Annotated in this window: 18 protein-coding genes; 13 read left to right on the top strand and 5 right to left on the bottom strand. The window is 65.5% G+C overall.

The window, feature by feature from the left end:
* Positions 1–19 precede the first annotated feature (19 nt).
* The 4 genes from R2676_RS06680 (at position 20) to R2676_RS06665 (ending at position 8626) form a co-directional block, all read left to right on the top strand.
* Complete coding sequence (locus R2676_RS06680; protein ID WP_206273529.1) at positions 20–3154, top strand: MdtB/MuxB family multidrug efflux RND transporter permease subunit; 3135 nt, start codon at positions 20–22, stop codon at positions 3152–3154.
* Positions 3151–6252, top strand: a complete 3102-nt coding sequence (locus tag R2676_RS06675) for a multidrug efflux RND transporter permease subunit (protein ID WP_206273530.1) — start codon at positions 3151–3153, stop codon at positions 6250–6252. The genes R2676_RS06680 and R2676_RS06675 overlap by 4 nt, the downstream gene beginning before the upstream one ends.
* A 2-nt stretch (positions 6253–6254) precedes the next feature.
* The gene (locus tag R2676_RS06670) at positions 6255–7760 is read left to right on the top strand and encodes an efflux transporter outer membrane subunit (RefSeq protein WP_206273531.1); all 1506 of its coding nucleotides are present in this window, start codon (positions 6255–6257) and stop codon (positions 7758–7760) included.
* Positions 7761–8062: 302 nt separating this feature from the next.
* Positions 8063–8626 carry an acyloxyacyl hydrolase gene (locus tag R2676_RS06665; protein WP_206273661.1) on the top strand — a complete coding sequence of 188 codons (564 nt, stop codon included), beginning with the start codon at positions 8063–8065 and terminating at the stop codon, positions 8624–8626.
* 79 nt (positions 8627–8705) lie between these two features.
* Here R2676_RS06665 and R2676_RS06660 read toward each other — a convergent pair whose 3' ends face one another.
* On the bottom strand, positions 8706–10046 hold the full coding sequence (locus tag R2676_RS06660; protein ID WP_206273532.1) for a diguanylate cyclase domain-containing protein: 1341 nt from the start codon (positions 10044–10046) through the stop codon (positions 8706–8708).
* A 649-nt stretch (positions 10047–10695) separates the two neighbouring features.
* Between R2676_RS06660 and R2676_RS06655 the strand changes: the two genes are divergently transcribed.
* The gene (locus tag R2676_RS06655; RefSeq protein WP_206273533.1) at positions 10696–11178 is read left to right on the top strand and encodes a hypothetical protein; all 483 of its coding nucleotides are present in this window, start codon (positions 10696–10698) and stop codon (positions 11176–11178) included.
* A gap of 14 nt (positions 11179–11192) precedes the next feature.
* Here the strand turns inward: R2676_RS06655 and R2676_RS06650 are convergent, their stop codons facing one another.
* A complete protein-coding gene (locus R2676_RS06650) occupies positions 11193–11705 on the bottom strand; it encodes a GtrA family protein (RefSeq protein WP_206273534.1) in 513 nt (170 codons plus the stop codon).
* A gap of 116 nt (positions 11706–11821) precedes the next feature.
* Here R2676_RS06650 and R2676_RS06645 point away from each other — a divergent pair, with 116 nt between their 5' ends.
* Positions 11822–12733 (top strand): flagellar brake protein, encoded by a 912-nt coding sequence (locus R2676_RS06645; protein ID WP_206273535.1) that lies wholly within the window; start codon positions 11822–11824, stop codon positions 12731–12733.
* 224 nt (positions 12734–12957) lie between these two features.
* Entirely contained in the window at positions 12958–14400 is a 1443-nt protein-coding gene (locus R2676_RS06640) for an EAL domain-containing protein (RefSeq protein WP_206273536.1), read from the top strand.
* Positions 14401–14464: 64 nt separating this feature from the next.
* Here the strand turns inward: R2676_RS06640 and R2676_RS06635 are convergent, their stop codons facing one another.
* Positions 14465–16033, bottom strand: a complete 1569-nt coding sequence (locus R2676_RS06635; RefSeq protein WP_206273662.1) for a methyl-accepting chemotaxis protein — start codon at positions 16031–16033, stop codon at positions 14465–14467.
* Between the two features lie 295 nt (positions 16034–16328).
* Between R2676_RS06635 and R2676_RS06630 the strand changes: the two genes are divergently transcribed.
* Positions 16329–16469 (top strand): entericidin A/B family lipoprotein, encoded by a 141-nt coding sequence (locus R2676_RS06630; RefSeq protein ID WP_206273537.1) that lies wholly within the window; start codon positions 16329–16331, stop codon positions 16467–16469.
* A gap of 73 nt (positions 16470–16542) precedes the next feature.
* Here the strand turns inward: R2676_RS06630 and R2676_RS06625 are convergent, their stop codons facing one another.
* A complete protein-coding gene (locus R2676_RS06625) occupies positions 16543–18270 on the bottom strand; it encodes a phospholipase D family protein (protein WP_206273538.1) in 1728 nt (575 codons plus the stop codon).
* A gap of 185 nt (positions 18271–18455) precedes the next feature.
* Between R2676_RS06625 and cls the strand changes: the two genes are divergently transcribed.
* Both cls and R2676_RS06615 read left to right on the top strand, forming a co-directional pair.
* A complete protein-coding gene (gene cls, locus R2676_RS06620; RefSeq protein WP_206273539.1) occupies positions 18456–19889 on the top strand; it encodes a cardiolipin synthase in 1434 nt (477 codons plus the stop codon).
* A 91-nt stretch (positions 19890–19980) separates the two neighbouring features.
* Complete coding sequence (locus R2676_RS06615) at positions 19981–21243, top strand: MFS transporter (protein ID WP_206273540.1); 1263 nt, start codon at positions 19981–19983, stop codon at positions 21241–21243.
* Here R2676_RS06615 and R2676_RS06610 read toward each other — a convergent pair.
* Positions 21198–22262, bottom strand: a complete 1065-nt coding sequence (locus R2676_RS06610; protein WP_206273541.1) for an AraC family transcriptional regulator — start codon at positions 22260–22262, stop codon at positions 21198–21200. The two genes, R2676_RS06615 and R2676_RS06610, sit on opposite strands and share 46 nt — an antisense overlap.
* A 142-nt stretch (positions 22263–22404) precedes the next feature.
* Between R2676_RS06610 and R2676_RS06605 the strand changes: the two genes are divergently transcribed.
* The 3 genes from R2676_RS06605 (at position 22405) to R2676_RS06595 (ending at position 25981) form a co-directional block, all read left to right on the top strand.
* On the top strand, positions 22405–23460 hold the full coding sequence (locus R2676_RS06605; RefSeq protein ID WP_206273542.1) for a beta-keto acid cleavage family enzyme: 1056 nt from the start codon (positions 22405–22407) through the stop codon (positions 23458–23460).
* Positions 23461–23531: 71 nt separating this feature from the next.
* Complete coding sequence (locus tag R2676_RS06600) at positions 23532–24869, top strand: MFS transporter (RefSeq protein WP_206273543.1); 1338 nt, start codon at positions 23532–23534, stop codon at positions 24867–24869.
* A 131-nt stretch (positions 24870–25000) separates the two neighbouring features.
* Positions 25001–25981, top strand: a complete 981-nt coding sequence (locus R2676_RS06595) for a quinone oxidoreductase family protein (RefSeq protein ID WP_206273544.1) — start codon at positions 25001–25003, stop codon at positions 25979–25981.
* Positions 25982–25985 lie beyond the last annotated feature (4 nt).

The following is a 25985-nucleotide window of genomic DNA, read 5'->3' as shown; positions in this document are numbered from 1 at the left end:
TCTTCTGTTCCGAGCTGGCATGAATCCCTCCCGAATCTTCATCCTCCGGCCCGTGGCGACCACGCTGTTGATGGTCGCCATCCTGCTCTCGGGCCTGGTGGCGTATCGGATGCTGCCGCTCTCTGCGCTGCCCGAAGTCGATTACCCGACCATCCAGGTCACGACGCTGTACCCGGGCGCAAGCCCCGATGTGATGACGTCGTCCATCACCGCGCCGCTCGAACGCCAGTTCGGGCAGATGCCGGGTCTCAAGCAGATGACGTCGTCCAGCTCGGGCGGCGCCTCGGTCATCACGCTGCAGTTCGATCTGTCGCTCTCGCTCGACATTGCCGAGCAGGAGGTGCAGGCGGCCATCAACGCGGCCGGCAACCTGCTGCCGAACGACCTGCCGATGCCGCCGATCTACAGCAAGGTGAATCCGGCCGACGCGCCGATTCTCACGCTGGCGATCACCTCCAACACGATGCCGCTGCCCAAGCTGGAAGACTTGGTCGACACGCGCATCGCGCAGAAGCTGTCGCAGTTGCCGGGCATCGGCCTGGTCAGCATCAGCGGCGGGCAGCGGCCGGCTGTGCGCATCCAGGCGAACACGTCGGCGTTGGCGGCGCTGGGGTTGTCGATCGACGACATCCGTACCGCCATCGGCACCGCCAACGTGAATGGCGCCAAGGGCAGCTTCGACGGCCCGGCGCGCGCCTCCACCATCGACGCGAACGACCAGCTCAAGTCGGCTGCCGAGTACGGCAAGATGATCGTCGCCTACAAGAACGGCGCGCCCATCCGCCTGACCGATGTGGCGCAGATCGTTGACGGCGCCGAAAACAGCAAGCTGGCCGCGTGGTCCAACACCACACCCGCCATCATCCTGAACGTGCAGCGCCAGCCGGGCGCCAACGTGATCGAAGTGGTCAACCGCGCCAAGGCCCTGCTGCCGCAGCTCAAGGAGACGCTGCCCGGCAACGTGGAAGTGTCGCTGCTGACCGACCGCACCACGACCATCCGCGCCTCGGTGTCGGATGTGCAGTTCGAGCTGATGCTCGCCGTGGCGCTGGTCGTGATGGTGATCTTCCTGTTCCTGCGCAACGTGCCGGCCACGGTCATTCCGGCGGTGGCGGTGCCGCTGTCGCTGATCGGTACGTTTGGCGTGATGTACCTGGCGGGTTTTTCGATCAACAACCTCACGCTGATGGCGCTGACCATCGCTACGGGTTTCGTGGTGGACGATGCCATCGTCATGATCGAAAACATCGCCCGCTACATTGAAGACGGCGACCCGCCGATGGAAGCCGCGCTCAAGGGCTCCAAGCAGATCGGCTTCACCATCATCTCGCTCACCTTCTCGCTCATCGCGGTGCTGATTCCGCTGCTGTTCATGGGCGATGTGGTGGGGCGGCTGTTCCGCGAATTCGCCATCACGCTGGCGGTATCGATCCTGATCTCTGCCGTGGTGTCGCTCACGCTTACGCCGATGATGTGCGCACGCCTGCTCAAGCACATTCCCGAAGCCGAGCAATCGCGCTTCTATCACGCTGCGGGCGCATTTTTCGACAACGTCATCGCGCGGTACGGCCGCATGCTGCAATGGGTGCTCGACCGGCAGAAGACGACACTGCTGGTGGCCATCGGCACGCTGGTGCTGACGGGGCTGCTGTATGTCGTGGTTCCCAAAGGCTTCTTCCCGGTGCAGGACACGGGCGTGATCCAGGGCATTTCGGATGCGTCGCAGTCGATCTCGTTCTCGGCCATGGCGGAGCGTCAGCAGAAGCTGGCCGAGGTGGTGCTTAAAGATCCGGCGGTGGAAAGCCTGTCGTCGTTCATCGGCGTGGATGGCGTGAACACCACGCTCAACAGCGGCCGCATGCTGATCAACCTCAAGCCGAAGGATGAGCGCGACGCCGACGCCACCGAGATCATCCAGCGCCTGCAACCCGAATTGGCCAAGGTGGCGGGCATCTCGCTGTACATGCAGCCGGTGCAGGATCTGACGATTGAAGACCGCGTCAGCCGCACACAGTACCAGTTCACCGTCGAAGACCCAGACCCGAACAACCTCTCGAAGTGGGTGCCGAAACTCGTTGAACGCCTGCAGCAGACCCACGAGCTGCGCGATGTGGCGAGCGATCTGCAGGACAACGGCTTGCGCGCCTACGTGCAGGTCGACCGCGACAAGGCGGCGGTGTACGGCATCACGATGGCGGCTGTCGACAGCGCGCTGTACAGCGCCTATGGCCAACGCCTGGTGTCGACCATCTTTACGCAATCGAACCAATACCGCGTGGTGCTAGAAACCGACCCGAAGATGCAGCTGGGGCCGCAATCGCTGTATGACCTGCACGTGGCATCCAGCAGCGGCCAGCAGATTCCGTTGGGCGCGTTTGCCACGGTGGTGGAGCAGCCCGGCTCGCTCGTGGTGAACCATCAGGGCCAGTTCCCGGCGGCGACCATTTCGTTCAACCTGGCGCCGCGTGCATCGCTGGGCGCAGCGGTCGACACCATCAATGCGGTCGAAGAGGAAATCGGCTTGCCGGCCAGCATGCAGACGAGTTTCCAGGGCGCGGCGCTGGCGTTCCGCGCGTCGCTGTCGAACCAGCTGTGGCTGATCCTTGCGGCCATCATCACGATGTACATCGTGCTGGGCGTGCTGTACGAAAGCACGATTCACCCGGTGACGATCCTGTCGACGCTGCCGTCGGCCGGCGTGGGCGCCCTGCTGTCGTTGCTGGTGTCGGGCAAGGACATGGGCATCATTGCCATCATCGGGATCATCCTGCTGATCGGCATCGTCAAGAAGAACGCGATCATGATGATCGACTTCGCCCTGGAGGCCGAGCGCGAGCAAGGCATGGCCCCGCGCGATGCCATCTACCAGGCGTGTCTGCTGCGCTTCCGCCCGATTCTGATGACGACCATGGCCGCGCTGCTGGGCGCCCTGCCCCTGATGCTCGGCACCGGCGTGGGCTCCGAGCTGCGCCAGCCGCTCGGCATCACGATGGTGGGCGGCCTGCTGGTCAGCCAGGTGCTGACGCTGTTCACCACCCCGGTCATCTATCTGGCCTTCGACAACCTTGGCGCACGCATGCGCGACTGGCGCGCGCGCCGAGCCGCCCGACGCCACGGTGCGGCCGGCGCCAACGAATCTGGCGGGCCGCGATGAACCTGTCCGCCACTTTCATCGCACGGCCGGTGGCCACGGCGCTGCTGACCATCGGTGTGGCGCTGGCCGGTATCGCGGCGTTCCGCCTGCTGCCGGTGTCGCCGCTGCCGCAGGTGGACTTCCCGACCATCTCGGTCAGCGCATCGCTGCCGGGTGCCAGCCCCGAGACCATGGCGGCCACCGTGGCGACGCCGCTGGAGCGCTCGCTTGGCCGCATCGCGGGCATTACTGAGATGACGTCGTCCAGTTCGCTCGGTTCGTCGCGGATCACGCTGCAGTTCGATCTGTCGCGCGACATCGACGGCGCGGCGCGCGATGTGCAGGCGGCCATCAATGCTTCACGCAGCCTGCTGCCCTCCGGCCTGCCCAGCAACCCGACCTATCGCAAGGTCAACCCGGCCGACGCGCCGATCATGATCGTCGGGCTGACGTCCGACACCAAGTCGCGCGGTGAACTGTACGACGCGGCCTCGACCATCCTTGCGCAGAAGCTGTCGCAGATCAACGGCGTGGGCCAGGTCACCATCGGCGGTGCGTCGCTGCCGGCGGTGCGGGTCGAGCTGAACCCGATGGCGCTGAACAAGTACGGCATCTCGATGGAGACCGTGCGCACCGTCATCACCAGCACGAACGCGAACAAGCCCAAGGGCATGATGGAATCCGGCGACCGCGTCTGGACCATCTACGCCAACGACCAGGCCAAGAAGGCCGTCGAATACCAATCGCTCATCATCGCCTGGCGCAATGGCTCGCCGGTGCGGCTGGCCGACGTGGCCGAGGTGACCGACAGCGTGCAGGACATCCGCAACTACGGCTCGGCCAACGGCAAGCCTTCGGTGCTGCTCATCATCAGCCGGCAGCCGGGCGCCAACATCATCGACACGGTCGACCGCATCAACGACATCCTGCCGTACCTGCGCAACACCATTCCCGCGCAGATCAACCTCGATGTGATGATGGACCGCACGCCCACCATCCGCGCCTCGCTCAAGGATGTGGAGCGCACGCTGGTGCTGTCGATCGCGCTGGTGATCATGGTGGTGTTCCTGTTCTTGCGCAACGTGCGGGCGACGCTCATTCCGAGCGTGGCGGTGCCGGTCTCGCTCATCGGCACATTCGGGGTGATGTACCTGTGTGGCTACAGCCTCGACAACCTCTCGCTGATGGCGCTGACCGTGGCGACAGGCTTTGTCGTGGACGATGCCATCGTCGTGCTGGAAAACGTCTCGCGCCACATCGAAAACGGCATGCGGCCCATGCAGGCTGCGCTCAAGGGCGCGCGCGAGGTCGGTTTCACCGTGGTGTCGATGAGTTTTTCGCTGATTGCCGTGTTCATCCCGCTGCTGATGATGGGCGGCATCGTCGGCCGGCTGTTCCGTGAGTTTGCGGTGACGCTGTCGGTAGCCATCCTGGTGTCGCTGGTGGTATCGCTCACGACTACGCCGATGATGTGCGCACGCTTGCTCAAGCCCGCCGCCGAGGAAGAACACGGCTGGTTTCACCGCAAGACCGAAGGCTTCTTCACCTTCCTGCTCGATCTCTACCGCAACTCGCTGGCGTGGGCGCTGCGGCACAGCTGGCTCACGCTGCTGATCCTGCTGGCCACGGTGTGCCTGAACGTCTACCTGTACATCATCGTGCCGAAGGGGTTCTTCCCGCAGCAGGACACCGGCCGGGTGATGGGCTTCATCCAGGCGGACCAGTCGATCTCCTTCCAGGCGATGCGCACCAAGTTGACCGACTTCATCGCCATCGTGCGGCAAGACCCGGCGGTGGAGAACGTGGTGGGCTTTACAGGCGGCAGTCAGCGCAATACCGGGCAGATGTTCATTCAGCTCAAGCCGCTGGCCGAGCGCAAGATGTCGGCCGACCAGATCATCAACCGGCTGCGCGGCAAGCTGGCAGGTGAACCGGGCGCGAGCCTGTTCCTGCAATCGGTACAGGACATCCGGGTGGGGGGTCGTGCCAGCAACGCGCAATACCAATACACGCTGCAGGCCGACGACCTGAACGAGCTGCGCGCGTGGGATCCGAAGATCAAGCAGGCGCTCACGCAGGTGAAGTCGCTGACGGACGTCAACACCGATACGCAGGACAAGGGCCTGCAGACATCACTCGTCATCGACCGCGACAAGGCCAAATCGCTCGGCATCAATCCGGCCGACATCGACAACGCCCTGAACAACGCGTTCGGGCAGCGCCAGGTATCGACCATCTACAACCCGCTCAACCAATACCGCGTTGTGATGGAAGCCGCGCCGCAGTACTGGCAAAACCCCGACGGCCTGCGCGACATCTACATCATCACCTCGAAGGGTGCGCAGGTGCCGCTGTCGACCTTCTCGCATTACGAGCCCACGAACACGGCGCTGGCGGTCAACCACCAGGGGCAGTTTGCGGCGAGCACCATCTCGTTCAACCTCGCGCCGGGGGCATCGCTGTCGGGCGCCACGCAGGACATCCAGGACGCGATGAACCGCATCGGCGTGCCGTCCTCCGTGCACGGCAGCTTCCAGGGCACCGCCAAGGCGTTCCAGGATTCACTCTCCAGCCAGCCCGTGCTGATCCTGTTTGCGCTGATTACCATCTACATCGTGCTGGGCGTCCTGTACGAGAGCTACGTCCACCCCATCACGATTCTCTCGACGCTGCCCTCGGCCGGTGTGGGGGCGCTGCTGGCGCTGATCATCACGGACACGGATTTCTCGATCATCGCGCTGATCGGCGTGATTCTGCTCATTGGCATCGTCAAGAAGAACGCGATCATGATGATCGACTTCGCGCTCGAGGCGGAGCGCAGCCAGGGCATGAGCCCGGCGGATGCGATCTTCCACGCCTGCGTGCTGCGCTTCCGGCCGATCCTGATGACGACGATGGCTGCGCTGCTGGGCGCCCTCCCCCTGGCGCTCGGCCACGGCGACGGCGCGGAGTTGCGTACACCGCTTGGCATCTCCATCGTCGGCGGCCTGCTGGTCAGCCAGATCCTCACGCTCTACACCACGCCGGTGGTCTACCTGGCGCTCGACCGGCTGCGCCTGCGTCGCGCCGGCCGCAGCAAAGACGCACCGCTGCCCGCATTGGATTCGCAAGGAAGCTGAACATGACAAGAGGCACTCAAGCCCTTCGCACCTCGTTGCTCGCGCTGGCCGCGTGCGCGCTCGTCTCGGCCTGCGCGGTCGGGCCTGACTACAAGCGGCCCGACGCCGAAGTGCCGCAGCAATACAAGGAAGCCGGCGACTGGAAGATCGCCGACCCGAGCGACGCCATCGCCCGCGGCAAGTGGTGGGAGATCTTCAACGACCCGCAGCTGAACGCGCTGGAGGAACAAGTCGCGGCCGCCAACCAAAACATCCTGGTGGCCGAGGCGCAGTACCGCCAGGCCCAGGCGCTGGTGCAATCGGCGCAGGCTTCGTTCTTCCCGACGCTGGGGGCCAGTGCGTCGGCCACGCGCAGCCGTTCCGTGCGCACGTCGGTCAACCCGGATGGCAGCCTGTCGACCGGCAACCCGAGCCTGCAGAACGCGCAAAACCTATCGCTCAACGCCAGTTGGGAACTCGACCTGTGGGGCCGCATCCGCCGATCGGTGGAGTCGAACAAGGCCAGCGCGCAAGCCAGCGCAGGCGATTTATCGTCCGCTTTGCTGTCGGCCCAGGCCACGCTTGCGCAGAACTATTTTCAACTGCGTGTCACGGATACCCAGAAGGCCGTCTTGCAGCGCACCGTTGCGAACTACGAACGCTTCCTGAAGCTCACGCAAAACCAGTATGCCGTGGGCGTGGCGCAGCGCTCGGATGTGTTGACCGCGCAGACGCAGCTCAAGCAGTCGCAGGCGCTGCTGCTGGATACCGAAGTCACCCGCGCACAGCTTGAGCACGCCATTGCGGTGCTGATCGGCAAACCGCCGGCGGAGTTCTCGCTGGCCCCGGCCACCGCCACCAGCGTGGCCGACTTGCCGGCGCTGCCCGCCATTCCGCTGGAAGTGCCATCGGCCGTGCTGGAGCGCCGCCCCGACATTGCCGCCGCCGAGCGCCGCATGGCTGCCGCCAACGCGCAGATCGGCGTGGCCAAGGCCGCCTACTACCCCACGCTCACGCTGGGGGCATCGGCCGGTTTGGCGGCCAACACACTGTCACGCCTGGCGACGCTGCCCAGCCGCGTCTGGTCGATCGGCCCGACGCTGGCGGCCACGCTGTTCGATGGCGGCGCACGTGCCGCTGCCGTCGACAAGGCCGGCGCTGCTTACGATGCATCGGTCGCAACGTATCGCCAGACCGTGCTCGGCGCGTTCCAGGATGTCGAGGACAACCTTGCCGCGCTGCGCTGGCAGACCCAGGAATTTGGTGTACAGGCCGATGCCGTCAAGGCCGCGCAGGAAGCCGCCCAGCTCAACCTGAACCGGTATCGCGCCGGCACGGTGAGCTTCCTGGAAGTCATCACCGCACAAGCCACGGCCTACAGTGCCGAGCGCACGCTGCTCACGCTGCAGGGCAAGCAGTATTCGGCAGCGGTGCTGCTGGTGAAGGCGCTGGGCGGTGGATGGCACGGCGAGGTGCCGGTGGTCGGCAAGGCGGCGCTGCAGCCGGCTTCCGCCCCCGCCGCCCAATAACCCTTCTGGCATGGCCGGTGGGCGACGACGTTTCGCCGCCGGCAATGTCCCCTTGTGCGTAAGCACGCACGCAGTCGGATAGTTCCCCCTATAATCGTCGGAATTTGTTCGGACCGTCCCGATCATGTGGGCCGGCGGGTGCAGCAGCAGGCGCGCAAATTGCGTCGTCGGGTGCCTTGCAAGCCCGCCCCGGTGCGATCCCGACCGTCCGTTTGCCTGCCACCATGTCCGCCGCGCGCGTGGTTGCCGACGCTGTTGCCCCGATTCACGCGCGCCGTTCAACTGATTTCGCTCTCTCTCTGATGATCCGATCCGCGCTTCCCCGCTCCGCCAAGTTGCTGGCCACCGCCCTGGGCGCCGCCACGCTGTTCGCCGCTCTGCCTGCGCAGGCTGACCCGTCCGTGCGCGCCATCTACGGCCGGGACAACAGTCACGGCATCGAGAAGTACGGCGTCGATCTGGATTTCGATTCGGGCTTCCACTGGGGCAACCCGCAAGGCTGGTTCGTGAACCTGGATTGGGAAGTGGCTCTGGGCCAATGGCGCTCGACCAAGGGCACCAACCGCCAGAACCTGACCGAATTTGGCGTGACGCCGCTGTTCCGCATCGAAAAGCGCGGCGGCTCCTGGGTGCCGTTCATTGAAGCTGGCATTGGCCCGCGCCTGCTCTCGCACACCCGCACGTCGGATGAACACAACTTCAGCACGGCCTTCCAGTTCTCCGACATGATCGGTGTGGGCGTGGCCTTCGGCAGCAAGCAGCAATTCCAGATGGGCTATCGCTTCGAACACCTGTCGAATGCGTCGATCAAGCGCCCGAACCCGGGCACGGATCTGAACGAGCTGTACTTGCGGTACACGTTCTGAGTTTCGAGCGTTTGCAACGCTGGAAGAAAAAACGGCCTGCCTTGCGGCGGGCCGTTTTATTTGGGTGCGCGGTAGCAGATCAGCGCGCGTCGGTTTCGCCGTCGAGATCGCGATTGCGCGAGCGCATGCCCATCAGCCGCTCGTAGTTGAGCGAGGCATGGAAGCCGAGGCCATTGCCACCGGCACGTTTGACTTCATACATCGCGGCGTCGGCATTGCGGATGAGCGTCTGCGCGTCATGCCCGTCGGTGGGGTACAACGCCACGCCGGCACTCACGCCCATCGACAGCACATGGCCTTCCACCCGGAACGGCGTCTGCAATTGTTCGATCAGGCGTTCCACGGTTTGCGTGACATCCTCGCGCGTGGCGCAGTGCGTGAGAACGGCGACAAATTCATCGCCGCCCAGCCGCGCCACCGTGTCGGAGGCGCGCAACCCGCTGCGCAAGCGCATGGCCGTCGCCTTCAGGACGAGGTCGCCCACGGCGTGGCCATACTCATCGTTGACGGGCTTGAAGCGATCGAGATCAATGAACACCACGGCGACCTGCCCCCGCGCGCGACGCGCAGCCTGAATGGCGACGAACAGGCGATCGCGCAGCAGGCGTGCGTTCGGCAAGTCCGTCAGCGGGTCATGCAGCGCGAGGTGATGTGCCTGATCGAGCGCCGCACGCCGCTTCGTCACGTCGAGCAGCGTGCCGCTCACGCGTGTGGCCACGCCCCGGGCATCGCGCTCGGTCACGCGCCCACGCGCGGCCACCCAGATCCATTGGCCGTGGCGCGCGCGCATGCGCTGCTCGACTTCAAAGCTGTCGGCATCGCCGCGCATATGGCGATAGATGCGTCGTGCGCTCAAGGCGGCGTCCTGCGGATGCACCATGGCGTACCAGGCATCCGGATCGTTAGGCAGATCCGTCGGCTCGTAGCCGAGCATGTCGGCCGTCCGGCGGTTGAACGACACGTGCCGTGCGCGCGTGGACCAGTCGAACGTACCCAGCCCCGCGCCGTCGAGCACATAGGCCAGCCGTTGCTCCGACGCGCGCAGCGATTCCAGCGCCAGGCGCCGCGCAGTCACGTCCTGCATCTGCACGACGAGGTGCTGGCTGCCAGCATCGCGCGCCACCGCCACGTCGGTCTGCACCCACACGGTGGTACCGTCCTGGCGCACCAGGCGCGTTTCCATCGACAGCGCATCGCGCTGGCCGGCGAGCAGCGACTCGACACCATGTCGCGTACGTTCAGTGTGATCAGGGTGGCAAAGGTCGAACAGATCGCGCGTGCGCAGCGCCTGTGCTTCGTGACCGGTCAGCGCGCACAGCGCACGGTTCACGTCGAGGAAGCGACCCTCCGGCGCGCACAGGCCGATTCCTATCGGCGAATGTTCGATCGCAGCCTTATACAAGTGGTGGTCCTCAAGCATGGCGATGCTGTTTCGCGAATGCGGCAGTCCCGGGGGGGTGCTGGTGTGATGGCCGTTGCGCCGCAGATGCTCCCTCACGCAATGCTTTGCGCTTGGCCCCTGCGGTGGTTGCTGGCGTGATCCCCGTAACCGGTCTCGTGGCCTGCGTAGCCCGGCTGGCAGCCGGCAAACAGGCCTTGGTGCGTTGCAAGCGCACGAATCGAGGCGGACTATAGAAGCCGCGAGTTAACGGGGCAATCCCTTCCCGCGAGGGGACATGGACCGCACACGCGCTTTGGGGTCCCCTCGTACGCGAAATGACGCGAAGGAAACGCGCCCCGCGTCATTCCCATCTGCGTTTGTCGACGGCGACTGTCGACACCTGTCCAGCGTCGCCGGACAGGCGACAACTCTACACGGGTCGCCCCTGCGAGGGAGCTAGCCGTTCGGCTAGGTCTGGCTGCCGCGGCCACCACGCAACCGTTTGCCACCCCCGCGTGCGGCCCTCTCCACACTTCATGTCTGAAGGTGCAGACAAAGCCCCTGACCTCATCCGGAAGGACGAAACGCGCAACCGGGCAGCTCCGTTACTATTCTTCATTATCGCTTCGGGGGGCGAGGTCAGACACGGCGAGCCGCGGCATATCCGCACGCGGTTGTGGGAGGTTGTATGGAATTGAGCTTTGTCGCCCCCGGCACGCACACGCATCGTTATGCGCTGAAGCTTGCGGGCCTGCCCGAAAATACCGAACCGGGCGCGAAACCGGTCGATCCAGCGTGGATCGACGATGCGCTCACCGCCGCCGTGCGCGTCTTCGATGCGCACCGCGTGCACTTTGCCGATGCCTATTTCGCCTATCGCGCGCGCGAGACGGCACAGCATCCGGCCCGCACCGACGGCCAGCCCGGGCAAGCACGCGTGGCGGGCGATCTGCACGATGACACGCCCCTCCTCGCGGATACGTTTGCGATTGCGCAGTTGGCGGCACTTGTTTCGCTGGAAGCGTCCGGCGTGGCCGATGTCATTGACGTGCGGCTGGTCGTGGAACGTCTGCGCGACGACAGCCCCATCCCGCCAACGGACGGTATCGGCGAAGTCACGTTTGTGGCGGAACCCGCCACGGGTCTGCAAAGCGTGGCAAGCCGGCATTAACGCCGCGGGGCCGCTCACGGCCCTTTGCGCGGGGGCCGCTCCAGCACGATGTCCGGTTGCGGCTCCGTTGGCGCACCGACGGTGTCGGCGTCGCGGAACGTCCAGTGCCGGTGTACGAGGAAGTTGAAAACGGCCGTGCTGGCCGAGGCGAACACCTGGGCGATCAGGTAATACAGCCCGAGCCCCAAGCCGATGGCCATGATGGTGGCGTTGCAGCCAAGCGCGAGAAAGGCCACCAGGCCAAACCGCACCATCGCCCCGATATGCCCGCGCGTGCTGTTGAAAACGGCCTGCCGGCTGATGAAGTAATTGAGCGTGGCCCCGATCACGCTGCCCGCCACCGACGCCCGCCACGGCGAGACGCCCACCTGCACCAGCCCGAACAGGATCACATAGTGCGCCAGCGTTGCGCCGCCGCCGATCACGATATAGCGCGCAAACTGCTCCACTGCTGCCCAGAAATGCCGCCGAGACGCCATGCGTGCGCTGACCCCGTTCACTTTGGAACCGACATTGTGCTCGATCATGGCTGCCGGGCCGCAACTCGCGTGCCAGCCTCTGCACAATAAGTGCGCTTAAAGTTGTGCAACATTTGGCCGTATAGAAACGTGGGGCCCCGCGCGGGTGTGGGCTCCCCATTGCCATGCTCGAACTTCAACCTCTCGACATTCCGCTTGCGATTCCCCTGCCGTGGCCGATGCTTGACGCCGACGGGCAGTTGCTCGTCCCGAAGGGCGACGTCATCCACTCGCCGGAGGAAATCGACCTGCTGTGTACGCTGCACCGCCCGCACCGTCAGGCGGAAGGCACGCCCGCGCCCGCGCCCGCGCCGGCGTTTGCCAATACGCAGTTCCCGAACACGATGTTCCCGGACATGGCCGACGACCCTGACGGCGAACGCACGATCGCGATGGAGCTGCTGGGCCTGCGCCCGGGCGGCATGCTGACCGTGCGCCTGACCGCAGGCGCCGGGCAGACCAAAGGTGCCGCGCGCGTCATGGGGTACAGCCCGCAGCGGCATCTGCTCATCACCATGCCCACCGACGGCGGCCGCACGGTCATGCCGGTCAAGGATGAATTGGTGGAGATTCACGCCTTCTCGGGCGAAGGCATTGCCACTTTCGAGTGCACGGTCATGGCGGTATGCCGTATTCCGTTCGAATACGTCGTACTGTCGCCGCCACGCCGGATCAAGAACCGCACGTTGCGCAAATCGCTGCGCGTGCGCGCCAATGTGGTGGGCAAGATGCTGGTGAGCGGCGACCCACCGCGCATGATCCACATTTCCGACATCAGCACGACGGGCGCGTCGTTCCGCTCGGCGCATCGGCTGGAAGTCAGCGGAGCCCCCGCGCGCCTGCGCTTTCGCGTCAAAACGCGCGACTACCACTCCGAGCTGGTGGCGGCCGCCCTGGTACGCAGTGAAAAACCGGCCGACCTGCCCAACGTCTACCAATACGGCGTGGAGTTCGTCGAACTGCTGGCCGCGCAAAAAATGCTGCTGCAGTGCTTCATCTATGAACAGTTGCTTTGGGGCGGCCAGCGCATGGTGTAACGTGCAGACAGAACTGATATTCGTATCGCTTTGATCAGAATTAATTGCTGCTAAACGTTAAAAAAGCCTGCCCGATCCACACGAAAACATGCCGGGAAACGGCCACCATGGCCGACTTTCCGCTTATGATGCCGCAGGCTTGCTTGTGACAAAGCTATACAATTGACAGTGCATCCAGCGCACGCATTTCCGTTTTAAAGGCATTTGCAGGACGATCCCCATTTATGAGCCGCGCAAGGTCTGCCGCGCCATCGAGTCTGGATCCCATCTCCGGATTGCCGGACCGCGAGCGATTCGTCCAGCTGCTGGCTGCCATGCCGCAACCCGCACGCGCGGATGCCATCGGCGCGCTGCTGCTGATCGGCTTCGACCATTTTGCCGAGGCGACCAACACCCTCGGGCCGCTGGCGGCGCGAGACGTCATCGTCGAATGCGCGTCGCGCCTTGAAGCGCTGAGCGTGCCGGCCGCGAATGGCATCGCCCCCATCGTCGGGCGCATCGGCCCCGAAACATTTGCCGTTGCCTGCGCAGATTTCGCCTCAGTGCAGGATGTGCACGATCTCGCGCGGCGTATTTCTGCGGCGCTCACACGGCCCTTCATCACGCACGGTTACGAGCTGGTCTGCTCGTGCAGCATCGGCATGACGCTTTTCGAAAGCATGCCCAGCGATGCAGCGCGACTCATTGAACAGGCCGACCGCGCGCTCTACGGTGTGCAGCACGGTGCCGAACAAAGCCCTGCGCTGTATGCCCCGGCGGCCATGCCCCCGCGCACGGCCAGCGGCACTGGCGCTTCAGGCGATACCGGCAATTCGAGCCACAGCGACGGATACGACGCCATCGCCGAGCATCCGCGCCTGGCTGCGCAACTGCGCCATGCACTCGCGCGCCGCCAGTTCAGCCTGAACCTGCAGCCCCAACTGAGCCTGACCGACGGACGGATCGTCGGCTACGAATTCTTGCTGCGCTGGATCTCTCCGGAATTGGGCGGCGTGGCACCGGCCGCTTTTCTGCCGATCCTGGAGCAGACCGGCGACATCCGCCAGGTAGGCCACTGGGTGCTCGATAACGCCGCGCAAATGCTGGCCGGGCTGCTGCGCGAAGAATCGCAGCGCGCGGGGCGGAACAGCCGGCATCAGCCCGGCGTGCATGCGGCCGTCAATTTGTCGGTTGCGCAGCTGCTTGATCCGCAATTGAGCGATGTGGTGCGCGACATTGCCGCGCGCCACGCGGTGCCGACCACGCGACTCGTCTTCGAGATTTCCGAACATACGCTGCACCGTGCCAACGGCGCCGCGCAAAAGGCGGTGGAAGCGCTGCACGCCTGCGGCGCACGCGTGGCAGTGGAAGACTTTGGGGCCACTGCGCACAGCCTGGATTGCCTGTCGACCTTCCGCCCGGATCAGGTCAAGCTCGATCAGGCCGTCGTCAACGCCGTGACCAACACGAGCGATCAGACCATGCTGCAACGCCTGGTGACGGCCGCGCATGGTGCGGGCGTGCCCGTCACCGCTACGCGCGTGGAGACCGCCGCGCAGCTCGACGCATTGCGCGCCTGCCGGTGCGACGTCATCCAGGGCTATTTGCTGTCGCAACCTTTCCCGGCGCGCTGGATCGACGACACACAAGACGTGATTGCCGAGCGCGCGCGCGATCTGATGCCGTAAAGGAAAACGCCCTCCCGCGTGCAAAGCGGAAGGGCGCTGCTGGCGCCTGGGTGTGCCGAGCGGTTTATGCGTGCTCGACGCGGAAGACTGCCACTGCGCTGCGCAGCGCCTCGGCTTGCTCTTCCAGCGATTCCGCTGCGGCCGCAGCCTGCTCGACCAGCGCGGCGTTCTGCTGCGTCACCTGATCCATCTGCGTGACGGCTTGGTTGACCTGCTCGATGCCGCTGCTCTGTTCTTCCGACGCAGCGCTGATCTCGCCCATGATGTCGGTCACGCGGCGCACGGCCACGACCACCTCCTCGATGACCGTACCGGCTTCGGCCACCAGCGTCGAGCCGTTCTGCACGCGGCCCACTGAATCGCCGATCAGTTCCTTGATCTCCTTGGCAGCCGTGGCGCTGCGCTGCGCGAGGCTGCGCACCTCGCCGGCAACGACGGCAAAACCGCGGCCCTGCTCGCCAGCGCGGGCGGCTTCTACCGCGGCATTCAGCGCCAGGATGTTGGTCTGGAACGCAATGCCCTCGATCACGCCGATGATGTCGGCGATCTTGCGGCTGCTTTCGTTGATGCCGGCCATGGTGTCCACCACGCGCCCCACGACTTCCCCGCCCTTGACGGCGATGTCCGACGCGTTGACCGCCAGCGTACTCGCCTGACGCGCGTTGTCGGCGTTCTGCTTCACGATGCTGGTCAGCTCTTCCATGCTGGAAGCGGTTTCCTCCAGCGACGAGGCCTGTTGCTCCGTGCGCTGCGAGAGGTCGGCATTGCCGGCTGCAATTTGCTTGGTGGCGCTGGCGATCGAATCCGAGCCGGTGCGCACCTGCCCGATGATCTGCTGCAGGCTCGTTTGCATGGACGACACGGCGTGCATGAGGCGGGCGGTTTCATCGCGGCGGCCGGCGGCGGTCTGGCCCTCCATGCGCGCGGCAAGATCGCCCGATGCCATGCGCTCGAAGACCTGAATGGCACGTTCCAGCGGACGCACCACGGTGCGGCTGAGCACGCCGCGCGCCACGATCGACAGCGCCAGCGCGGCGGCCAGCAAGCCACCGGAAACCCAGATGCTCATCGCATAGCGCGATTGGGAATGGTCGAAGCGCTGCTGACCGTATTTGAAGCGCGCCCCGACCAGCGGCCCGAGCGCCGTGTCGTAATCGACGAAGAGCTTCGGCACCAGGTTGGTGTTCAGCTCGCGGTACGTGGTGAGGTCGCTGCGCTCCAGCGCGGCAATGGCCGGCTCCAGCGCGGTCTTGACGAACTTGGTGCGGGCGGCGTCGGCGGCTTGCAGCTGCGCGCGATCGGCATCCGGAATCGGCAGCTTCATGAACTGGGCCCACGCATCGTTGGCCGAGTTGACCATGGTGTGCGCATCGGCCAGCAGCTTCTTGAGTTCTTCCGGCGACGAGACCGAATCGAAATTCGTCAGGTGAATGCGCGCCCACAGCAGGTTGATGGTGTCTTTCGCCAGCAGGTCCAAGCCCTTGGCGTCTTCCAGGTACACCGCGCGCAAATCGTCGTTGGTGGCCCGGCCGGTGGTGATACCCGCGAAGCCGACCACGGCAATCATCACTGCAAATACCGCGACCAGGAACGTCAGCCGCGTGCGAATGCTTGTGTCCATCCACTTCCACATGTCTTTTTCCCCTGCATGGTTGGGCCGCGCAACGCTGAAACGGTCTTCCAGCGCCGCTCTTCGGGCACCCTGTTCACTCACTCCCAAAGGTGCTAACGGCAGCCGACGGCGGAAATAGAGGGCAGCGTCCCGAATGTCCGGAATGCGCCGCAAGTGATATGCAAGGCGATAAAAAAGATGTGGCGGACGCACCCCACGTGCGCGGGGTGGCACTAAAATGCGGGTTACGCCACCGCCTTGGTGGCAATCACGCGAACATCGTGCGGGATACCGCACGGCTCACAAGGGGATCGAGATGAAGAAACTGATCGCACTGCTGGCCCTGGGCTGCGCCGTTCTGGCTGGCTGCAACACGATGGCAGGCATGGGCAAGGACATCCAGACGGGTGGCCAGAAGCTCGAAAGCGCCGCTGACAACACCAAGCAGAAGATGTAAAGAAGCACCGGCCGGGCAACCCCTGGCCTGCGCTGCAAAACGCCGCCCTTCGCGGCGTTTTTCTTTTGGGGCCCTACAGCAGCTCTTCCGGCGTAAACGGCGCCAGCAACTGGATCCACGTCCGGCGGCCCAGGCCCACTTCGGGCTCGTGATCGACGACCACGTCCTTGCCGTTCTGCCGCGTGGTCCAGCGCAGCCGGCCGTCTTCCTTGGTCACCCGATAGGCGCTGTCGCGAACGGAGTCGTCAAACAGCTTGGCCACCGCTTCCGACAGGACCGGGCTGCGGATGATGAGCCCCGTTTCGGTATTCAACCCGATGGAGCGCGGGTCGATGTTCATGGAGCCGACAAACAGCGTGCTGCGGTCCACCACGATCGACTTCACATGCAGGCTCGCCTGCGACGAACGGAACGTGCCGAACATCTTTGGGCGATCGCCCAGCGTCGGCCGCAGTTCGTACAGTTCAACGCCGTCGTCGACCAACTCGCCGCGATATTTGGCATAGCCCACATGCACGATGGGCGCGTCGGTTGCCGCCAGGGAGTTGGTCAGCACACGCAGCCGCACCCCGCGATCCTGCAAACGCTTGGCCACTTCGAGTCCGCCCTTGCCCGGTACAAAGTACGGCGAGATCAGCACCACCTCGCGCTTGGCCTCGTCGATCAGACGCAGAAGCGTCTGGGCAAGTCGCTCGCCGCCGGGTTCCACCTTGTCGCCCGACACCTTGGCCGGACGATCGACAATCACCTGCGCAGGCGCCCACTCCAGGCGCAGCCGGCCGCGGGCGATCTGGTCGGCGAGGAACCAGTCGCGCGGCGCAGGCTTGAGCGGCAAGGGCTGCCCCGGCGCCGGCTTGGCGAGGTCGGTCTGGTTGCGGCGCTGTTCGGGCTTCGAGGTTGCCTGGTCAGGTTGCGCCTTGCCGGAACCGGAGCCCATGTCGATCGGCCCAGTCGGCACGTCGATACGCTGGGGCGGCCCTTCCGGCCGGTTCGGCATCGTCACGGGTGCGGGATAGTTGCCGTCTTTCTGTGCGGGCGGATGCGCCGTGCTCGGCTCGGGCGCCAAGGCCTGCACCGGATAGGCAAATTCGCTGTTCCAGTACGCATCGAACGCCGACGACAATTGCCGCACCGCCGGCCCAGCGGCCAGCACGTCCAGATCGACAAAGTTGGTGGTCTCGTTCTGCGTGAAATACTCGGCGCCCAGATTGCGTCCGCCCGTCACGGCCAGCGCGTTGTCGGCAATGAAGGCCTTGTTGTGCATGCGCCGATTGACGCGCCGGAACTCGGCGGCGCCGCTCAGGTACCGCGTGACGTTCGACATGCGGCCGCCCGGAAACGGGTTGAACAGGCGTACGTCGATGTTCTTGTGCGACGAGAACTTGAGGAACGCCAGATCCCGCCCGTCGCTGTGCAGATCGTCGACCAGCATGCGCACGCGCACGCCGCGTTCGGCGGCGGCCAGCACATGACGCATCAACTCGCGCACGCTGTTGTCGCTTTCAATGATGAAGTACTGCAAGTCCAGCGTGCGCTCGGCGCGGTCGGACAGGGTCAGCAACGTGGCGTAGGCTTCTTCGCCCGACGGGATCAGCCGGAAGCCCGACACATCCGCCGACGGCGCATTCGTCTGCGCCAGGCGCCCCAGCGAGGTGGCCGACTCGGCGTTCGGCAGTGCCGTCGTGACGGGGCGGTCGACGTGCTCGGGCAGGCTGGCGCAGCCGGTCAGCAGCGCGATCGCCAGGCAGGCAAACCAGGCGCGCAGATACGCGATCGGGAAGTTCCTCGGGTGCCGTTGCATGTTCGATATCGTGTTGGAGACGGCGCGTCGACAGGACGTCGACTTCACACCAGCATGCGGCGTGCCTAGGCCGACCGCCCCGCCAGACTACGCGAGTTGGCAGCCGCGGCAATATCCGTGTTTGTCCGACGCCACCTGCGGCGTGTCAAAATGGCCCACGGTGCGCCTTCTTCCCGCTGCGTTCGATGCTGACCAACACCACGGCATTTGCCGCCTTTCTCTTTCTTGTGCACTGCGTGGGCGTGCTCGCCGCCATGCATGCCGTGCTGACCGTGCGTACGTCGCAGGGCGCCATCGCGTGGGCCATTTCGCTGGTCACGCTGCCAGAATTCACGCTGATCCCGTACCTGATCTTCGGGCGCAGCACCTTTGCCGGTTACGTGGATGCACGCCGCTTTCACAACGCCCGCCTGCGAGAAATCACCCTGTCCGACGACTGGCGCCGCCTGCGCGACCACGAATCGAGCGTGATCGCGCCGCAGCACACCTGCATGCAGGCCTTGCCGCGCCTGACCGGCACACCGTGCCTGGCACGCAACCGCGTGCGGCTGCTCGTCAACGGGGCGGAAACCTTCGACGCCATCTTTGCGGCCATTGCACAGGCGCGCCGGGTGCTGATCGTGCAGTTCTTCATCGTGCACGACGACACGCTCGGCCGCCGACTGGCCGACCTGCTGCTCGACCGCGCGCGGGCCGGGGTGCGCGTGTACTTTCTCTTCGACAGCATCGGCTGCCACGCGCTGCCCCGCCACTATGTGCATCGGCTCGTCGAAGGCGGGGTGCACGCCAAGCCGTTCTCCACGCACGCCGGGTTCGTCAACCGCTTCCAGCTCAACTTCCGCAACCACCGCAAGCTCGTCGTGGTGGACGGCGAGCGCGCTTACGTTGGTGGCCACAACGTCGGCAACGAATACATGGGCGAGAAGCCGCCGCTTGCACCGTGGCGCGATACGCATATCGAGATCGTCGGTGCCGCGGTGATGGACCTGCAGCTCACCTTTGCCGAAGACTGGTACTGGGCCGCCCGCGAAGTGCCGCAGCTGATCGTGCCCGAATTGCGGCCCGAAGAAGACATGGTCTGCCAGGTGGTCGCCAGCGGCCCGGCCGACAAGCAGGAAACCTGCTCGCTGTTCTTCATGGAAGCCATTCAGTCGGCGCGCAAGCGGCTGTGGATCACGTCGCCGTACTTCATTCCGGACGAAGCCGTGTTTGCCGCGCTGCGCCTGGCCGTGCTGCGCGGCGTGGACGTGCGCATCCTGATCCCGTCGCGGCCGGACCATCACATGGTGTTCCTGGCGTCCTCGCTGTACGCGTATCAGGCAATCCGCGCGGGCGTGAAGATTTACCGCTACCTGCCCGGCTTCCTGCACCAGAAGGTCGTCCTGATCGACGACGAGGCCGCCGCCGTGGGCAGCGCCAACCTCGACAATCGCTCGTTCCGCCTGAACTTCGAGCTGATGATCATGACCGCCGATTCGCGCTTCGCCAACGACGTCGCGCAGATGCTCGAAGCCGATTTTGCCGAAGCCGCCCGCGTTGGCCGTGACGAATACGAACACGCACACCCGCTGCGCCGCGTGATCATGCACGTGGCCAAGCTGTTCGCGCCCATCCTGTAGCCACGGTCGCGCTCCGAATTTGCCCGCAAGAAGCGGAGCGCATCCAGACATCGCCGCCCCTACCCTGAGCGAACGTTTTCAGGAGTGTGCGATGTCCGATCCCCATGTCCCTGCTGTCGACCGCCTGCCGCCGGGCTTCAACCGGCTGGCCGGTTCCAACCTGGCCGCCCAGTCTGCCGAGCAGATTGCGCTGGCGGCCATGCCAATGGTTGCTGTGCTCACCCTGCATGCCGACGCCAGCACGGCGAGCTGGCTGCAAGTGGCGCTCACGCTGCCCTTCGTGCTGTTTGCCATTCCCATCGGCATGCTGGCGGACCGTTGGCCCAAGCGCGCGTTGATGGCCGGCGCGGAGGCGGTGCGCGCACTGGCGTTGTTTGCTGTGGCGGGGCTGCTGATGGCCGGGCGGTTGAACCTGACGGCGCTGGGCGTGCTCGGCTTTGTGGCGGTGTGCGGCACGGCGGTGTTCAGCGTGGCAGCCCCGGCGCTGGTGCCGTCGCTCGTGCCGGCCGCGATGCTCGCACGCGCAAACGGCCGCATCGAATTGGCGCGCACGGTTGCATTTGCGTGCGGCCCGGCCATCGGCGGTGCGTTGATCGGCTGGACGGGCGCGATGGCGGCGTTCGTGCTGGCGGCGGCGTTGTCGGCCATGGCGTCGGCAATGTTGGCCGGCGTGTCCGCTCGGGAGCCTGCGGCACCGCGCGCAGCGCATCCGCTGCAAGACATTGCGGAAGGCGCGCGCTTCGTGTTTCAGCATCCGCTGCTGCGGCCGGTATTCATCACGCAGCTCGTCTTCACCATGTCCTTTTTCATGGTGTCGGCCATCTTCGTTCCGTATGCGGCGCATCGGTTGAATCTCTCTGCGCAGGCGATCGGGCTGACGCTCGGCATGTACGGCGCGGGCATGGTGATCGGTGCGCTGCTGGCCGCGCGGATTCTCGCGCGCTGGCGCTTCGGTCATGTGGTGGCGACAGGCCCCGTATGCGGACTGGCGGGCGGTATGCTACTTGCGGCCACGCTGTGGCAGCCGTGGCCTGCGCTGGCTCAGGCCGGCTTCTTCCTGCTCGGTTGTGGGCCGATTCTTTGGGTGGTGAGCACGACCACGCTGCGGCAGACGGTGACGCCGCCTGCGCTGCTGGCGCGCGTATCCGCAGTCAACGTGATGTCGTATGGCGCTCGGCCGGTCGGTGCGGCCATGGCCGCGTGGCTTGCGGCACATGCCGGTGTCGGGGCGTGCCTGCTGGTGGCGATGGCAGGCTTTGCGCTGCAGCTGCTGTGCATCCTGCAATCGCCCGCGGTGCGGCTGGCGCGTCAGCCGCGTGCGGATGACGCGTCGGCCGGGCTGGAGCCTGCCTGAGCCGCGTCGCCAACCCGATCACCACGCTGCGCATCGCGCCACGCGCGCGGCGTCATGCCAAAGTGGGCGATGAACCAGCGCGTGAACGACGCCTGCCGCGTATAGCCGAGCAGCGCTGCCACCCGCCCGATCCGGTAGCTGGGGTTGGCCATGTAGCGAACGGCAAGGTTGTGCCGCACCTCCTCCACCAAGTCAGAGAACGTCATGCCGGCCAATTCGAGCTGCCGCTGCAACGTGCGCACGCTCAGGTGAAGGTGATCCGCCACCTGCTCCACCGACGCACGCTCCAACGGCAACAGCAGATAGATCGCGCGGCGCACGTCCTGCACCACCGCCTCCTGCGCCGATACATTGAGCGGCTCCGCAAGGCTCTCCGCATAGCGCACAAGCGCCGGATCGGCAGCGGGGTTGGGCGTTTCCAGATCGGCAGCCGCACAGACGATGCCGTTGAAGTCGCTGCCGAACACGATGGGGCAGCCGAACACGCGCCTGTGCAGGCTGAGGTCGGTTGGGGCGGTATGTGAGAAGTGAATGCTGCGCGGCTTCCAATGCACGCCGAGCAGCGCACTGCACGTCCGGGCGAGCACGCCGACGGCCAGCTCGTTGGCCTGCCGCAGCGGCACCGGCGTCTCGGTGATGACCTCTTCGCGAATCACCACCATGTCGCCGTCGGATTCCAGGTAGATCGCCAGCGCGTCGTTCAACAGGTGGCGGTACTGGATGATGGCCTGCAGCGCCTCGCGCAGCGTGCGCTTATGCGCCAGCAGCAGCCCCAGCACACCGAAATCCAGTTCCTGGCGGGCCTCGGCCATCTGCAGGCCCAGCGTGGGACACGGGGCACTCGCGGCAGTGATCTCCATCAACTGGCATGTCGCCACCACCGGCACGGGCTGCTCCGGATCGGCCAGCTTGGCCGGGTCCAGCCCAAGCTGCCGAAGCGCTTCCTGCGGGTTGAAACCGAGCCGACGCACGACCTGGAAGTAGCCGTTGAGCGAGCGGGCACGCACCATCGTTTCCATCGATTTCCGGGCGCTCCGAGCCGTGTTGGTGTTTACGCGGAATGGCGCACAAAGAGAAAAACTTGGCGCCAAATGAGAAATTCAAAGCTACCGCTTCCCTATAGTGAAGTCCAGCCGAGACATCCCCTACAGGAGCCCCCACATGCAATTCCTCGATGATTCGCTGCACCCCGAAAACCAGGACAAGGTTGTCATTACCGTAGCGCCGTACGGCCCGGAATGGATGCCGGAAGATTTTCCCGAAGACATTCCGGTGACGATGGAAGAACAGGTGCAGAAGGCCGTCGATTGCTACAACGCCGGCGCGACGGTCCTGCATCTGCACGTGCGCGAGCTGGACGGCAAGGGCTCCAAGCGGCTGTCGAAATTCAACGAGCTGATTGCCGGCGTGCGCGCGGCGGTGCCCGACATGATCATTCAGGTCGGCGGCTCGATTTCGTTTGCGCCGGAAGACGAAGGGCAAGCCGCCAAGTGGCTGTCGGACGACACCCGCCACATGCTGGCCGACCTGACGCCCGCGCCCGACCAGGTGACCGTGGCCGTCAACACCACGCAGATGAACATCATGGAGCTGCTGTATCCGGCCTACCTGGAAGGCACGTCGCTGGCCAACCCCGCGCTGGCCGCCGCCTATGCGGAGATGACCGTGCCCGCCGGCCCCGCCTGGCTGGAGGAACACCTGCGCCGCCTGCAGGCCGCCGGCGTGCAGCCGCACTTTCAGCTGACCGGCATCCATGCCCTGGAAACGCTGGAGCGCATCGTCCGCAAGGGCGTCTACAAGGGCCCGCTCAACCTGACGTGGATCGGCATTGGCGGCGGCTTCGACGGCCCCAATCCGTTCAACTTCTTCAACTTCATCCACCGCGCCCCGGATGGCTGCACGCTGACGGCCGAGTCGCTGCTCAAGAACGTGCTGCCCTTCAACATGATGGCCATGGCAATGGGCCTGCATCCGCGGTGCGGCATTGAAGACACGATCATCGACCAGCACGGCAAGCGCATGACGTCCGTGCAGCAGATCGAGCAGTGCGTGCGCGTGGCCCGTGAACTGGGCCGCGAGGTTGCCAGCGGCAAGGAAGCCCGCGCCATTTACCGCATTGGCGTGCAATATGACAGCGTGGAAGAAACGCTGGCGAAGAACGGCATGTCCCCCAACCGTGCCCCCAACGTGAAGAACCTGCCGCTGCGCGCGGCTTAAACTGAACGCCGCAGCATCACCGGGCCAACACAGGCGGCGCTCAACGCAAGCGCCGCCACTCGGAGACAACCATGAATCTGCATGCCGCCGACCCGCGCGCAGACCACGACGACTACCTCGTCAGCCGCCCCCAGGCGTGGTTTGCGTTTGCGATGACCTTTGCACTGATGCTGTTCGATTACATCGACCGGCAAGTCATCGTGTCGCTGTTCCCGCATCTGAAAACCGCCTGGGCGCTGTCCGACAAGCAGCTTGGCGCGCTCGTCTCGGTCATCTCGATCGTGGTGGCGGTGGGCGGCTTGCCGGTGGCGCTGCTGGCAGACCGCTTCAGCCGCGTCAAAAGCATCGTCGTGATGGCCACCGTATGGAGCCTCGCAACGGTCTCATGCATGTTCACGCGCAATTACGCACAGCTCTTCACCGCGCGTGCCATTGTTGGCGTGGGCGAGACGGGCTACGGCTCGGTGGGCGCGGCGCTCATTGCCAGCCTGTTCCCCAAACGCCTGCGCGCCACGCTGATGGGCGCCTTCTTTGCCGCGGCGTCCGTCGGTTCGGTGTTGGGCGTGCTGCTGGGCGGCGTGATTGCAGCGCGCTGGGGCTGGCAAGCGGCGTTCGGCGTGGTGGGCGTACCGGGGCTGGTGCTGGCGTTGCTGTATGTGTTCGTGCCGGATTACAAAACGGTGGCGATCGCGCCGGGCAACGGGCACGTGCGGCAGCCTGCAGGCACGCTCCTGCAGCGCGTGGCCGGCGCGCTGACCAGCTCACGCACGCTCTGGTGGACGTGCCTGGGCGCTGCCTTCCAGTTGATCGTCGTGTCGACCATCTGGTCGTGGCTGCCGAGCTACCTGAATCGCTACCACGGCACGCCGCCGGACCGCGCCGCCATGCAAGCCGCGCTGGTGGTGCTGTGCGGCGCGCTGGGCGCCTTCGTGTGGGGTGTGGTGGCCGATGTGGTTGCGGCACGCCGCCAGCGCAACCGGCTGATTGCGGTGGCGGTGCTGGCGGTGGTCACGCTGCTCGTCTTCATGACGGCGTTCGGTACCGCCATGCCGGCCAACCAGCAGTTCCTCATGATCGCCTTCGGCGGCTTCCTGATGACGTGCACGGTCGCGCCGGCTTCGAGCGTGGTGTTCGACGTGGTGCACCCCGGCGTGCGCTCGACCGGCGCCGCGGTGCTGTCGCTGTTCCAGAACCTGTTCGGCCTGGCGATCGGGCCGTTTGTGGGCGGCGCCATGTCCGATGCATGGGGCCTGCAGACCGCCCTGGCCGTCATGCCGATCTTCGGCGTGGTGGCTGCGGGTTGCTTCCTGCTGGCCGCACGCAGCTACGAAGCTGAACTCAAGCGCGTGGCCAACGTGTCGATCGACGCGGCACCTTCCGCCGCACCCGCCGCCGTGGCTTCCGCATGACAGCCCTGCTCCGCTAACCGCGCGCCGCCTTCAAGGCACCCATCCCCTCTCCGCTTTGACCGCGTCTCCTGAGCGAGGCGCGCGGGCGGCGCGCACCCCGAACATCTGAAAAAGTAATCCAGGAGATACCCATGGCAACCGCAATCCGCTTTCATGAAACCGGCGGCCCCGAGGTCTTGCGCTGCGAGACCGTCGAAGTCGGCCAACCCGGCCCGGGGCAGGTCCGTCTGCGCCACGAGGCCGTCGGCCTGAACTTTGCCGACACCTACTTCCGCTCGGGGCTCTACCCCGTGCCGCGCCCGGCCGGCATGGGCGTTGAGGCGGCAGGCATCGTTGAAGCCGTCGGCGATGGCGTCGCCAATGTCGCCGTGGGCGATCGCGTGACCTACACGGGCTTCATCAACACGTTGGGCGCGTACAGCACCGAACGCCTCATTCCGGCCGCACCGCTCATCAAGCTGCCCGCGGCTATCGCGTGCGAAACCGCCGCCGCCATGACCATGCGCGGCCTGACGTCGGCCTACCTGCTGCGCCGCATCTACCCGTTTGCGAAGGGCAACACGATCCTGCTGCATGCGGCCGCCGGCGGCGTGGGGCTGATCGTCTCGCAGTGGGCTAAGCTGCTCGGGCTGACGGTGATCGGCACGGTATCGAGCGAAGCCAAGGCGGACATCGCCCGCGCGCACGGCTGCGACCACGTCATCAACTACGTGCACGAAGACGTTGCAAAGCGTGTGCGCGAACTCACCGATGGCATGGGCGTCAACGTGGTGTTCGACAGCGTCGGCAAGGCCACCTTCGATGCCTCGCTCGATTCGCTCAAGCGACGCGGCCTGATGGTGTGCGTCGGCACGGCGTCTGGCCCGATCCCGCCATTCAACCCGCAGCTGCTGGCGATGAAGGGATCGCTGTACCTCACGCGTCCGGCCCTGGCCGATTACATCGCCGATCCGGCCGAGAAAGCCGAGCTTGCCGGCGAGCTGTTCGATCACGTCGCCGCCGGTCGCATCAAGATCGAAATCCACCAGCGCTATGCGTTGGAAGACGCCGTGCAGGCGCACCGCGATCTGGAAGCACGCAAGACGACGGGGTCGTCCGTCTTCGTCATCTGAGGGG

The sequence above is a fragment of the Ralstonia flatus genome, from assembly GCF_958439105.1.
GTDB classification, from domain to species: Bacteria; Pseudomonadota; Gammaproteobacteria; order Burkholderiales; family Burkholderiaceae; genus Ralstonia; species Ralstonia flatus.
Note: the sequence above shows the minus strand (reverse complement) of the source record. Positions and strands in the feature narration are given on the sequence as shown.